This is a genomic window from Amycolatopsis sp. NPDC059657, from assembly GCF_042734395.1.
GTDB lineage: Bacteria > Actinomycetota > Actinomycetes > Mycobacteriales > Pseudonocardiaceae > Amycolatopsis.
The window spans coordinates 71,905-84,997 of record NZ_JBHWEB010000011.1 but is presented as its reverse complement, the minus strand read 5'-3'; the positions used below and the strand labels follow the sequence as shown (position 1 = coordinate 84,997).

The 13,093-nt window shown below is 64.6% G+C and carries 11 protein-coding genes; 7 read left to right on the top strand and 4 right to left on the bottom strand.

Annotated features, from left to right (window positions below):
- Positions 1 to 16: 16 nt before the first annotated feature.
- The 3 genes from ACFV15_RS08685 to ACFV15_RS08675 all read right to left on the bottom strand — a co-directional run bounded on the left by ACFV15_RS08685 (position 17) and on the right by ACFV15_RS08675 (position 5,064).
- Positions 17 to 2,134, bottom strand: a complete 2,118-nt coding sequence (locus ACFV15_RS08685; RefSeq protein ID WP_378349586.1) for a hypothetical protein — start codon at positions 2,132 to 2,134, stop codon at positions 17 to 19.
- An 81-nt stretch (positions 2,135 to 2,215) separates the two neighbouring features.
- Entirely contained in the window at positions 2,216 to 4,366 is a 2,151-nt protein-coding gene (locus ACFV15_RS08680; protein ID WP_378349585.1) for a hypothetical protein, read from the bottom strand.
- A complete protein-coding gene (locus tag ACFV15_RS08675; protein ID WP_378349584.1) occupies positions 4,363 to 5,064 on the bottom strand; it encodes a hypothetical protein in 702 nt (233 codons plus the stop codon). Before ACFV15_RS08675 ends, ACFV15_RS08680 begins: the two co-directional genes overlap by 4 nt.
- 252 nt (positions 5,065 to 5,316) lie before the next feature.
- On the opposite strand from ACFV15_RS08675, the gene ACFV15_RS08670 reads away from it, so the two are divergent.
- Complete coding sequence (locus tag ACFV15_RS08670) at positions 5,317 to 6,051, top strand: hypothetical protein (protein ID WP_378349583.1); 735 nt, start codon at positions 5,317 to 5,319, stop codon at positions 6,049 to 6,051.
- A 77-nt stretch (positions 6,052 to 6,128) separates the two neighbouring features.
- Positions 6,129 to 6,473 (top strand): hypothetical protein, encoded by a 345-nt coding sequence (locus ACFV15_RS08665; RefSeq protein WP_378349582.1) that lies wholly within the window; start codon positions 6,129 to 6,131, stop codon positions 6,471 to 6,473.
- 287 nt (positions 6,474 to 6,760) lie between these two features.
- Here ACFV15_RS08665 and ACFV15_RS08660 read toward each other — a convergent pair whose 3' ends face one another.
- Positions 6,761 to 7,354 carry a hypothetical protein gene (locus ACFV15_RS08660; protein WP_378349581.1) on the bottom strand — a complete coding sequence of 198 codons (594 nt, stop codon included), beginning with the start codon at positions 7,352 to 7,354 and terminating at the stop codon, positions 6,761 to 6,763.
- A 107-nt stretch (positions 7,355 to 7,461) separates the two neighbouring features.
- On the opposite strand from ACFV15_RS08660, the gene ACFV15_RS08655 reads away from it, so the two are divergent.
- The 5 genes from ACFV15_RS08655 to ACFV15_RS08635 all read left to right on the top strand — a co-directional run bounded on the left by ACFV15_RS08655 (position 7,462) and on the right by ACFV15_RS08635 (position 13,081).
- A complete protein-coding gene (locus tag ACFV15_RS08655) occupies positions 7,462 to 7,848 on the top strand; it encodes a lipoprotein (protein ID WP_378349580.1) in 387 nt (128 codons plus the stop codon).
- Between the two features lie 45 nt (positions 7,849 to 7,893).
- Positions 7,894 to 8,019 carry a hypothetical protein gene (locus ACFV15_RS08650; RefSeq protein WP_378349579.1) on the top strand — a complete coding sequence of 42 codons (126 nt, stop codon included), beginning with the start codon at positions 7,894 to 7,896 and terminating at the stop codon, positions 8,017 to 8,019.
- 49 nt (positions 8,020 to 8,068) lie between these two features.
- The gene (locus ACFV15_RS08645; RefSeq protein ID WP_378349578.1) at positions 8,069 to 8,374 is read left to right on the top strand and encodes a hypothetical protein; all 306 of its coding nucleotides are present in this window, start codon (positions 8,069 to 8,071) and stop codon (positions 8,372 to 8,374) included.
- 135 nt (positions 8,375 to 8,509) lie between these two features.
- The gene (locus tag ACFV15_RS08640; protein WP_378349577.1) at positions 8,510 to 9,097 is read left to right on the top strand and encodes a hypothetical protein; all 588 of its coding nucleotides are present in this window, start codon (positions 8,510 to 8,512) and stop codon (positions 9,095 to 9,097) included.
- A gap of 699 nt (positions 9,098 to 9,796) precedes the next feature.
- Positions 9,797 to 13,081, top strand: coding sequence for a LamG-like jellyroll fold domain-containing protein (locus ACFV15_RS08635; protein WP_378349576.1), 3,285 nt, complete (start codon positions 9,797 to 9,799; stop codon positions 13,079 to 13,081).
- The last annotated feature ends 12 nt before the right edge of the window (positions 13,082 to 13,093 follow it).

The window sequence follows — 13,093 nt, the reverse complement described above, 5'->3', positions numbered from 1 at the left end:
ACGCCGCGTACTCGAGCTATCTCATCCGCGACGGTTTGGTGCGGCTGCCGGGCACCGCCACGGTGATGATGTGCCTAGGGGCCGGGTCGCCCTTGATGTCGAACTCCGTGTGACCGATGAGCGTGCTCAAGTGCGGCGGTGGCCCTGAGGCATCGAATGCCTTGTGCCGGAGGGCGACAAGGAATCCAATTCGGATGTCGGTACCTTGGTAGGACGCCGCTTGCTTGAGATAGGCGGTCTTGTTGGCCATCGGGACTTTCGTCGAGTCGACCTTCATCTCGATGTGGATGGCGAAGCCGTCGAACTTCAGGCGAAGGTCGATACGTCCACCGCCGACGTGTTGCACCTCGTACTCCGTGATGGACCCGAGCTCGCTGCTCATGAGGTAGTTGAACAGGTCGAGGTGGATGGCATCTTCGGTGGCGTTCGGGTCGAACAAGTAGGGATACAGGTTGGATTGCGCATTGGTTCGTGTTGTGACAAATCGGATGATGAGCCGGGCCACGAGATCGACCTCGGCCGCGGTCTCCTCGCGGTAGTCCGGGCTCGTTGCCAGTGCCGCCCGGATCGAGGAGTACACGGCGCTCTCGGCGAGGCTGAGGCTGCGCCTGCCGATGGTGGCGTCATCGACGATCCTGGCGAGTTCTGCCAGCGCCGATTCGCTCAACGTGCCGAGTTCGTCCGCCGCGCCGGATCCGGCGGGGACGAGTTGGTCAAATGGTGGCGGCAGCGGCGTTGACGCCGTGCCGCCGCCGCCTTTTCCCTGGGATTTTCCTTCGAGCGCGTGCTTTTTCGCCGCGGTGAGGACTGCGCGGGCTGCCTCGAGCTGCTCGGAGAGGGCATCGAGCTGATCGCCGGTCGCGGTCACGACTCGCTCTTCGAGAGCGCAGGTGTGATCCTCCAGGTTGCTCAGCAGCCCGGCGGTCCTCGCGAAGCCGGACTCGATGACCGGCTGCACGAACCTCAGCAGGCCGTCGGCGTCCTCTTCGCGGGGCACGACCTCGACCGACCGCGAACCCAGATAGATCTGCAGCAGGCTGTCGACGACAACCTCGGCTTTGTAGAAGCTGTCGCGCGCGAACTCCAGGCGCAGCCTCCGTAGGTCCTCCGCGAACCGGTTCCAGGCAAGAAGCGCCGCCCGCTTCGATCGGCCGTACCAGTGGTTCAGGCCGATCGAAGCGACATTGATCCGACCGACGCGCTCGGCGAGATCGTCCAGCGCCCCTGGGGCCAACTGCGGCATTTCCAGCGCCGTGACGCTCGGCACCACGCCCGACTCGTGGAGTAGGCCACGGAGGATCTCGACCACAGTGATCAGTACTCCGGCGTCCTCGCGTCCGTAAGCGTCGCGGGCGATTGCCAAATATTCCGCGGACGCGGCCAGATGTTCGGCCAGCACCGAGAGGTCGGACGCGCGCAGAGCGCGGACCAGTTCGACTCCTGCCAGGACCCACGAAGCGTCGGACGCGACATCTTCAGGGTCAGGGTCGGCGCTGGCCTCGCCCGTCGGCGGGTCCATGCCCGCGACGAGCCGGACCACGTGGGCGAGGCCGTCGGCGTGCGGCCAGTGATCGACGGCAGTACCGACAGATCGGATGACCGCTGTCCCGAGGGGTTTCGGGACCGGGGCCTTGAAACGGTCCAGAACCGCGAGGAGCCCGAACGACGATCCGATGCCGGCCAGATTGAGGCGGGTGAGCCCCTCGAGTGCATCGGCCGCGCGCCGGGCGGCGCGGGCATCTGGGGCCTCGAGCGCTCGGAACGTATCGACTATGCCCTCGAGAGAGCTGGCCAAATCCGGGCCGACAATGGTGAGGGCTGCAGGGCTGGTGAGCAACGTGTGCAGGCTGTCGGCGAAAATGGCAGGGCTTTCGGTCGTCGTGACAGCGGTTGTGACGGCCCGTACCGCGTCGGAGTAGGCATCGGTGCGGTTGCCGTGGTTCGCTGTTTCCCTGACGACGAGCTGGACGAACTGGGCGAGTACGGGACTGTCTGAGATGGAGCTACCTTCAGAGGCCAGGCGTTCCCAACCTCCGAGCGATGCGAGCGCATCCTCGCCAAGCGGTTGGCCTGGGTTCGCTGCCAGCAACGTCACCATGCCTTCAGTGAGGCTCACCGATGGTTCGTTGCTCATACGGCCTCTCCGTGGTCCAGTGTGTGGTAGCGGAGCGTAGTTGAGCGTCGACACCGGCGCCGATGGGCCGTGCGACACCGGTCACCACACGTAGTCGTCGCCTTCTGCTACCACGCGGCTGGCCTCGGGGAGCAGTTCGACAAGCGGGGCGGCGTTGCGGGTCGCCACGAAGATCTGCATGTCGGCTTCCTCAGAGACAGACCGCAGCGCCTCGACCATCGTCGCGAGGTCCGACTCGGGCATCTCCTCGGCGGCAGGGGAGTCCAAGACAAGGAAGCCGGGGTGCCGTCCGATGCCCTCCGCGTAGCCGTGCTTGATCAAGGCGATCGCGGTGGCGATCTTCACGCGTAGCTTTTCGCCTTCGGTGATGCCGGAGTAGGTGGCCGGTTCGCCGTTCTTGCGCAGCGCCATGTTCGCCGCGCCGTCGAGTCTGATGTCGCTGAGATTGTCGGCTCCGAAACTTCCGGCAAGTCGCTCGATGTCGGCGGAGATCTTCAACAGCAGCGGATCCTGCTCGTCCTTCACCCACTTCTTCAAGACCTGTTCGGCAGCGTCGGCGATCGCCGCCCGCGCCGGGTCGACGGGGTCGACCGTTTTCGGGTCGCTCGACTGCGTGAGTGCCGTGAGGCCGCCTTCGGCACGCGCGAGTTCGAGTTCGAGAGCGCGGCGCACTCCGGCTGCGGCGAGCATGTCGCCGCCGGCCTCGGCTTTCGCCGCTGCCTCATCGCGCTGCCGGGTCAGTTCCCCGAGCTCGGCCACCAGCGCGGCTTCGCTGGCTTTCGCCGCAGCCAGAGCGGCTTCGGCTGCGGCGATCTCGTCGGCCGGTCCATCGTCAGGCTCGGTTACTTCCCCTTCGCCGCCTGCCGTCTTCGCCACGAGGGCCGATGCGACGTCCCCTGACACGGACGCTGCGACGATGATGTCGGCGTTGAGCGCCTCGAGGTTGAGGTCGCTCGCGCAGACCGAGCATTCGTGCTTGCCCGGTTCGGCTGCCTGCCGTTCGGCTGTCACCTCCGCGGTGCAGCGCGGGCACACGGTCGGACGCATACGGTGAAAGAACTTGGTCGCGAGCGCGTCCTCGAACTCGGTGTGGGCGCGCGCCTTCATCGCTTTGAGCTGTTGACGTGTGGTCTCGGTGAGGGACGACTGTGCGATGAGCCTGGCCTCGAGGATGTGCACCCGTCGTGACAGGTCGGACGCACGAGTGGCGAACCCCAGCATCTCCGAGACGTCAGGTGTTCCCGCGGGGAGCGCCGCGATCTTCGTCTTCGCCGCGTCGACAACCGCCTGCGCGGCCTGTCGGCTTGCGGCGACCGCCTCGCCAGCGGCGTTGGCTTTCTCGTTGGCTGCCGATCGTTCGCTGTCCATTCCCCGCCGCGCTGTCATCGCGGACGCCTGCGCGGGGGCCCAGTCGGTGCCGATGAACATCTGCATCATGCGCACACCGATGGTCTGTTCGTTCCCGACGATCGGGTCAAGCTGGTTTGCGCGCACGACGAACGAACTGGAGTAGGACGGCCAGGCGTGCACGCTTGCCTTCTTGTCAGTCCAGACCGGGATATGCTCGAGGCGTAGCCGAGCCATCATCAGCGAACCCATGACGCCCTCGAAATCCTCGCCGTTGAACTCGCCGAGAACGGTGATCTTGCCGGCTCCGCCTCTGTCATCGAATTTGAGGATGCGCCCCCTAGCCAACCCAGCGGCCGCATCGAAAGACACGCGCAGCCGTTCGGCGCCTAGTGTCCAGTCGACCTCGACGTGCTCGATCCATCGCAAGACGTCGGGCTGGAACCGTGTGCACCGCCCGGTCAGCGACCACATCAGTACGTTGAGCACTGTCGACTTGCCGCGCAGGTTCCGGCCGGAGCCGATGCCGTTGACGCCTGCCTGCGGCTTCCACTCGAAACTGAATGGAACGCGCGCCAGCCCTACCTCGGGCGTGGAACCTTCTCGGTGGTCGGTTACGTCCGTGGAAGTGGGCGCGCCGGGCTCGTCGCCAGTCTCGGTCTCGGCATCGTAACCTTTCGCGTCAGGGTGTGTCGGGCTGAGCCGTTTAGTGCCACTGAAGTGGATGCGAGTGGCGCGCAGCGCTACCGGAACTGCCTTTGTCGCCAGCGTCGGGATGCCAAGATCCTCAAGAACCTCGTCCACCGTGCCGACCGGCAGTACATGTCGCCGTTCACCCTGCCGCTTTGCCAGGTTCTTGACGATCTCCTCCGCGAGAGCGCTCACGATCGGCCTCCACCGTCGGCTTGAGTTGATGCGAGTACTCGCAAGGCATCGAGGCGCTCGAGTACTCGCGGTGCGATCGGAGCAATGTCGAGACCTAGTTCTGTACTGGCGTAGGTGGCTTGCTCGTATTGACGGTCTTTTAATCGTTGTCCAGTGTCATCACCAGCTACCATCGACACGAGTTTCACCTGCTTGGTGTACCAGCCCAAGATGGGGTCGGTGGCAAGCTCGGCAGCCGCATTTGCGCCATACTGCGTCAGATAGAACTGATTGCGCAGGCTCTTCTTCCCCGGTTGACCGGTTCGCTTCAAGGTCGCGAGACCGTAGGTTTCCAGGAGAGCGAATGCGTCGTCGAGCTGTTCGTACGCGCCGAAAAACCAACGTGGCATCGGGTACCACCGTAGGTCCGGTTCGGGGTCTTTCAAAAGCGAGCGAGCGGTATCCAGGAAACTGTCGGCGATCTTGCCCGTCTCGACCAGGCTGACCAACTGGTCAGCGAGGTAGTCGGGGTTGCGCATCCAAAAGTCCATGGCCTGCAGCTTCAGTTCACTTCGGATGGCCCTTACCGCGCCCGCAGGGTCGCCGTCAGTGGCTGGTTCCCCACATTCGGCGAGCAGAACGAGCAACCGGATGGCGTGCTGCGTTCGAGTGGCGGGCGGACGCCCCTCCACGTCTACGGCTTCCGTTGTTGCTGTCATTATCCTCCCCGGTCTTCGTTGCAACCTTGCCTTCTTTCGGCGATAGCCGCAAGAACCTGTGTGGATCAATGCATGTGCGTATCCGTCTTTTAACTGGCGCGTCCGGTTGGTGAGTTACTTGTGCGTTTTTTGTGCGGATGTTGTCTCGAAGGCGAGCCGGAGGGTTTCGGTGTGTAACGCCAGGCGCTTCGGGCGCGACCTTGGCGCTATTGGTGACAGCCAACCGGCTCGGCAGTGCAGGGAGGACGTGCGGTGAACTGGTCCAATCCCACGGCTCTCACGGTGTTCATCTTCGGCGTGGGGCTGCTCGTTTTCGCCGTGAGTGGCGGGGTGGTCCATCTCGTCGGAGTCACGCGGTCTCGTGGCGAACACAGGTTGTCTTCGAAGGCTCTCCGTTGGATCGCGGTCCTGGGTGTGCTCTGTCTAGTGGTGTCTTTTCTCGTGGGAGGTCGCGGAGTCATCGCGCAGTGGACGGGAAACGGCACTGAGCCGCGCACTGAGGCCGAGAGATCGACTACCGCGGCTTTACCTGCGACATCCACGTCGCAGAGCACTGTTTCGAGCAGCGTGGCACCTTCTTCCGTCACCTCGACCGCGGTCAGTAGTCAGGGCGGCGTTCCTGTTTCGAACCGGCCGTCGAGTGTTCCGCGAGGTGCTGGATGCGACGGGCCATTCGAGATCATCGTCAACGACAGCAGCAACAGCTGGGTAGCACCCCGTGTGGTCGCCCTCCGGGCCAACATTCAGGTCACCGTGTGGGCCAGCGGTCCGTGCGGTTCGCTGAAACCGTGCTACCTGACGTACGTCGAATACGACAACGACGTCAAAGCGACACAGAAACAGGACGACTGCTCCAACAATGAACACGGCTATTTCACCTTTGGTATCAAGGCTGGTCATCATTATCGGTACGTGTTCGTCGTGGAGAACGAGAACGGCCAGCGTCAGGAGAAGACCTGGGAGTTCTCGGTTCAGAGTAGTAGTTAGTCTTCCGGCAAAGGATCTAGGTAATGACAGCGAATATCGAATAACGCGCATCCGGGTTGCTGGAGTGGCTCTATGCCGTGAGCACGGGTGCGGAGCCCGAGTTCGCTGACATCAGTCTTTACCTCACCGAGCATGGACTGGAGCCCGCGTTCGGCTTTCAGCTTGTGCCGTATCTCGCCCAGCGTGGCCTTATGAACGACGTCTCGACTCTAGGCTGTGCCGACGCGATTATCCTGCCCGATGGCATCGTCGCCGTGCAGGCGCTCCAGGCAGCGCGTGCAGACCCCGCGAACCGGGCCGCGTCGCTGCGCAAGGAGATGTTGCTCTGGCTTGACGAACATGAGGAAGGTTCGAGTGGTTATGGCCTGCTTCGCCGGCGCACCGTAAGCGCCATGACGACCCAAGGACCACCGAGCTTCTAGGAGACTCCTCGAGCAGCGAGGGTTACCCACCTAACACCCGGACTGCATGGGTGGGGAACGGTGCCGCAGGTGTTGCGGAATTTGACTACGCAGGCCTGCGGCAGACGGCGGTAGCGGTCTGCTCGGACGAGATCCCGATGGCTGTCCGTGTTCTCGGCTTGGCTGCTGCCGACCGCGCACGCGCGCCTGCTGATCGGGACGCTGCAGTGCTGCGGGCGGCGTGGTGCCGGTGTTGGACGGCGGTGGATGCTCCGCGGCAACAGTTGGCTGCCGCGGAGCATTCCGGACTAGAGCCTGTCGACGACCAGCTTCGCGAGTGTCTCGTAGGCGTCGGGGCGATCGCTCGGCTTGATGAGGTTGAGTTCGAGTATGCGGACCTGCCCGTGTCCGGTCTTCCCGGTGATGATCTTCGCGAAGCCGTCGCGTGTCGTGCAGAACCAGCCACCGGCGCCCGCTGTCAGCGGGGTGATGGTGCCGGCGCAGGATTTGCGCTTGCCTTCGGTCAGCGACTTGGGGGTGACGTCGTCCGGCACCGCGCTGATGGTCAGGACTGCCAGGTCGCCGTACGAGCACTGGAAGTTGGTGACCACTCCGAAGCTTTTCTCGGGCTCCTCCTGCGAGCGGATCCGCTGGGACACGCCCAGTGCGGCGGTGAGTTCTTCGCCGCCGAGAAACGCGCAGGCTTCGGTCAGCTTCTCTGGTGATGCCGGGCGGGTCACGGAGGTCGTGGTCGGCGTTGTCGGTGCCGTGGTCGCTGACGACGACGGCGGGCTGCTTGGAGTGGTGCCCGCCGGTGGCGGGGCCGCGGTGGTTCCCTCCGAGCACGCGGTGACGCAGGCCAGCAGGCCCATGGCGGCAATGAGTCCCCTCGAACGATGCATGATCAGAACTTATCCGACAGACCTGCCCTCCTTCGTCGGACGCAGGGGCTAGATGCCCGGCTGCCGAAGCTCCACAATTCGGTGGACGCGGCATCTATTCTGCTCAAATGACTGCTGGGGGGACCCTCAAGGGGGTCATGTTGCTGACGACCGTGCTGCTGGCCGCTGGGTGCGGCTCGGATGTCGGAGCGCAGCCGCGGCCCCAGCCGAAGGGGAACGAGATCGGCCCGGCCGGTTCGGCTTGCCCGATGCCGATCACCTTCCAGCTGCTGGACGGCTGGCACGGTGTCCGGCAGAGGATGAAGACACGGCAGGGTGATGTGCTCTGTGAGGTGCTGGTCGGCCCCACGATGGACAGCGGCTCCGTACGTATCTATCGCGTACCCGGCGTGACCGAACCGAAGGCAGCTCTGGAACCGCTCGTCGAGATGAGTCCAGGCGCTGAAAACAAGGTCTATCAACAGGTATCCGTCGGTTCCGGCGCCGCTACCTAGGTCGACTACGTGAGCAACTGGGGTGACCGGCAGAGTAAGAGCCGCATGCTGGCCGTACCCTACGCCGATGGTGTTGTTGTGCTCCGGATCATGGGCGGGAGCGACTCGGCGGCGTTCGACGCCAGCACCAAGGCCTACGAGCAGGGCAAGAACACCCTGGCACTGACCTAGATCTCGCCTCCAATTCTGCTCGCGGAACCTTCGCTTGGTAGGTGCCGCTGTGAGTACTGCCCAGAGCTGGCTGCTGGTGGGTGAGGAGGATTCTGACTTGGTGATTGTGCTCAGCGTGGCTGATCACTTCACCATTGACGTGGGTTGCCAAGGCGGGCAGCTTCAGTTCGCGCGGCATCGCAGTGATTTCGATGAGACCCACGGCGTCGGGCACGCCGTCTATGCGAATGAAGATCCCAAACGGCTGACGGGCGATGACCTGACCCGTCACAGAGGCTCCCAAGGGCGAGGCGGCGACTGTCGCAGGCCACGCCCGGCGTGCCCTGTCGTCGAGCTGTGGATCATCCGGCCATGAGTAGTCGCTCATCGCTCACAAGCATAAGAGGACCGCAGGGACATTATCTGGCCGCCTACGGGGACTACTGGCAGCTCGAATATTCACGAGCTTGCCAAGGCTTCGTCTGCGAGGCTTCCCCTCAGGGGAGGCACAATGGGACTGGACTACAGCTACGAGATCTACCTGCCGCCACAGAACATCGGCACGGCTCTCGTCGCGTACAGCGCACTCGCTCCGCCTCGGGACACGCCACGGCCGTTGGAGCTGCTGTTGCCTGGCGGCGAACGACTCGATGTGCCGTTCACATCGAGGTTCAAGAGCGACCCGGTGGACCGGTCGGAGGGTGGCGAATTCGAGCTCGACACTACGGTCATGATCGGCATGGACGACCATGTGCGGGACTTCTTCGACGACGGCTGTCACCGGGAGTACGACGAGCATGGCCGATTGCCGCTGGGCTATGTCTACCTCTCGGTCGACTTCGCGTCCGGGCTGCACCCGCTCTATGCGTCGATGCGGTTCACGGCGGCGACTACTGGCATGAGCCTTCTGTTCGAACGATCCGCCGCCATCAGGTCACTGTTCACCGGTCTCACCGCCGCAGTCGGCGGTGTGTGCTGCCTGCTCGACAACGAAACCCACGTCTATGAGCTCTATTCGCTCAACGGGGAAGAGATCACCGACAGCGTCCCCGGCTCACGCTTCCTCGACAGGAACGAGCTTGCCGCAGCCTGGAGCTGAGGAGTTTGCCGCCGACAACGGTTGCTTGTCGTGGGCGCGCGGGTTGTGTCGCCGAGGTCGGTGAACTCGTCAGCGGCGCGTCGGCGGCAATCGGGTGGAAGATGACGCGGACGTGCTGGGAGAGAAGAGGGCACGACTGGCACCCGGTGACCTGCGCGGGACGGTCGAGGGCTACCTGCGTGACCACCCGGGCGAACAGTTTCGGGCCAGTCGCGATCACGCTGGGCGGGAAGTCCTCAGCCGCTGTGATCAACGTGCTTGTTCTTGCAGTCCAACATGTTCCGTCGGTACGCACGTGCATTCTGCGGCCGATCGTTGGCCAGGTAGCGAGTCTCTGGTGACGCGGGTGGAGTGCGTGGCTCTCTAAAACAATCGGCAGGTAGTAACCTGCAACGACCACTCACGTATCTGTGTGAGTTGGGTCTCAAAGTCGCGAACGGGGTAACGAGTGTTTGCGATCCGCACTTTGCGGACGCCTGACCAGCGGTGCTCCACTCTTGGTGGAGTTGATGTCTAGACCACCCGATATGCACAAGATCACCTCTTTGGCCCATTGAACACGGTTCGTCCCCTGTTAGCGTGATTGCGCTGCGGGGGAACCTCGCGGTCGGGGAGGGTCGGCGTCCTTTTGACGTCGTGCGTTGAGGGGGATTTTCGGTGGGTAGATCGTGGCGCTTTGTGCTGCCCGCAGGACTGATCGTGCCATTGCTGGCTGCGGTGACGGTGGCTTTTCCAGCTCCCGCCGCGGCAGCACCTACGCAGGATCCCGAGATTGCCGCCGCGCTGGTCGCGGCCAAGAAATCCGGTCATTCGGTGTCGGTGACGGCTAGGGCGACCGAGTATGCGGATCTGGCCGCGAACCCTGATGGCACGTTGACGTGGAACCAGGGTTCGGAGCCGCGCCGGGTCCGTCGTAGTGGCGGCTGGGTGCCGGTCGACCTGACCCTCGAGAAGCGCGCGGACGGCTCGGTCGGACCTAAAGCCTCGCCGGTCGACGTGCGGCTCGCCGCCGGCGGAGGTACCGCTGCGACCGGTCTCGCGGTCGCGGCGAAGGACGGGCGCGAGGTCGGTATCGGCTGGTCAGGTCAGCTGCCGCAGGCTCGGCTCGCCGGTGCGGTCGCGACGTACTCGGATGTGCTGCCTGGTGTCGATCTCGCGGTGACGGCGAAGACCGGCGGGTTCAGCCAGGTGCTGGTCGTGAAGACCGCTGAGGCTGCACGCGACCCGCGTCTGAAGGAGATCTCGTTCCCCAGCTACACCCGCGGCGTGACACTGCGCCACGTCTCCGGACGGCTCGAGGCTGTGGACGGTGGCGGCAAGGTCGTTTTCCGTGGTGACGCCTCGCGCATGTGGGACTCGACGGGCCAGGCCAACGCGCGTGCGGCGGGCGCCGACACCGGCAGCGAGCGGCCCGCGACCGCGACGATGGACGTCAAGCTGACCGACTCTGCCGTGGTGGTGCGTCCCGATCAGCGGTTCATGGCGGATCCCGCGCGAGTGTTCCCGATCGTCATCGATCCGGAGTACTCGTGGGCGGGAGAGAAGCAGAATCACGTCATGGTGCAGAGCGCGTGGGCCGATGACCGCAACTACAACCGCACCGACAACGATCTCGCCGACCTGAAAGCGGGTTATCAGAGCGGGTACGTCTCGCGCTCGTACTTCGACTTCGACGTGTCGCCCATGCAGGGCAAGGTTATTCAGGACGCCTCGGTCCGGGTCCGCGTCGCGCACTCGTGGTCCTGTGGTGGTGGTCCGACCGAGCTGTGGTCCACCGACAGCATCGGCCCGGACACCACCTATCACAACCAGCCCACGTGGTACCAAAACCTAGGTGGCATCTGGACTTCGAACCACATCCAGTATTGCCGAGGCGATGGTTACGCACGCGTCGGCATCAAGGAGACGATGGCCGACGCCGCAGCGGAAGGCACCTCGGAGCTGACCTTCATGCTGAAAGCGGCCAGCGAGGGCCAGACCAATGACTGGCGTCGGTTCGACATCGACCCTGTACTAGAAGTCGTCTACAACAGCATTCCCGAGGACCCGGCCGAGCTGAGTATGGAAGGCGGTCAGATTCCTTGTGTGACGGGGGATAAGCGTCCGGTCGTGTTCACCGCGACACCGAGGTTGCGTGGGCTGCTCACCGACCCGGATTCGGGAACCTTGAACGCCACATTCGGCCTCCACAAAGGACCGGTCGGCAACAGCACCGAGATCTGGATGGGCAGCACCGGAGACATCCCCTCCGACACCTACGCGGAGGTCACTGTCCCGGCTGGGTTGTTGACCGAGGACGGGATCTACAACTGGTCCATGGTGTCTGACGACGGCGACGACGCGTCGGAATGGGTGGGAAACTGCGAGTTCGAAGTCGACCACACCGCACCCGGCGTTCCCACAGTGTCCTCTATGGACTATCCCAGCGGTGAAACACCCTCGGGTGGTATCGGCCAGACCGGCTCGTTCACGTTCAACGCCAACGGAACGGCGGACGTGCAGCACTTCCTGTGGTCGGTGAACGAGAAGCAGAACGACGATCCCAAGACCAAAGCAAAAGCCGACCGGCCCGGCGGTGGCGCCTCGGTGCGGTGGACACCGACGCTCGCGACACCGCAGACGATGTTCGTCCGCTCGGTGGACCGCGCGGGCAACCTCTCGCCGATCGTGAAGTACCGCTTCACCGTCCGCTCCGGCGATCCGCTGGACGGCAACCTCGCCGGGTACTGGAAGCTGGACGGGACCCTCGATGACGCCAGTGGCAACAGCAGGACGCTGACGGCCGCTGCCGGGGCCACAGCGACCGCGGAAGGCTACGCCGGATCCAGCGCAGGGCTGGACGGCACGGCGAAGCGGCTGTATCGCTCGGGTCAGGTCGTCGACACCAAGCAGAGTTTCTCGGTGTCGGCGTGGGCGAAGCTCGACCGGCCCGGGGTCGCGGCGACCGTGCTGTCCGCGGACGGGGCCAGGACCAGCGCGTTCCACCTGCAGGCCACCGCTGACGGCAAGTGGGCGTTCGGCATGTACACCACAGACGCCGACGGCACCGGCAGCAAGCTCGTCCGCGCCGTCTCCACGGAGCCGGTTCAGGTCGGGGCGTGGACCCAGCTCGTGGGTGCCTACGACGCCGGCGCGGGCATGCTGCGCTTGTATGTCAACGGCGCCCAGGCAACGGAGAAAGCGCACCGCAGCACCTGGACCGCTGCGGGGGACTTCCAGGTGGGCGCGGGCTGGCGAACCGCCACCCGGGTCGAGCTCTTCCCCGGCCAGATCGACGAAGTCCGCGCTTACCAGCGGGTGATCGTGCCCAGTGAGGCCGCGCTGATGGCCAACCAGGCCGTACTCCGCGCCCAGTACCAGTTGGACGAGGGAACCGGCACGACGACGCGGGACCAGGTCAGCGGGCAGAACGCGAAGCTGAACGGAACAGCGGGTTGGACGCAGGCCGACGGGTATCCGGCGGCGAAGTTCACCGGTGGTTTCGGCAGCGGCTACGGGTCGATCGTCGGGCCGCGCCCGACGATGCGCACCGACCGGTCCTACACCGTCTCGAGCTGGGTCCGGCTCGACGCGCTGGACTCGGTGACGCACACCGCGGTCAGCTTCAAAGACAGCAAGTTCGCCCCGTTCATGCTGCAGTACCGCCCTGAGCTGAAGAAGTGGAACTTCCTCGTCTCACTCGGCGCGGACCAGGAAGGTGCCTGGTGGATCCCCGCTGATACCTCCGTCGCGGCGGGCCAGTGGGTGCTGCTGACCGGGGTGTACGACCACGCCGCGCGTGAGGCCAGGGTCTATGTCGACGGCATCTTCGCGGGCAAGCTCGCCGGAGTCGACGGCTGGAACGGCAACGGCGACATCATGATCGGCGGCGGCCCGTGGGTGGGCAATGACACCGATCCGTTCCGCGGGGCCGTGCGCGGTGTCCGCGTCTATTCCGGGACGTTGAGCGATCGCGAGATCAGCCAGCTCCCGGCCCAGAACTAGTCATCCGCCGAC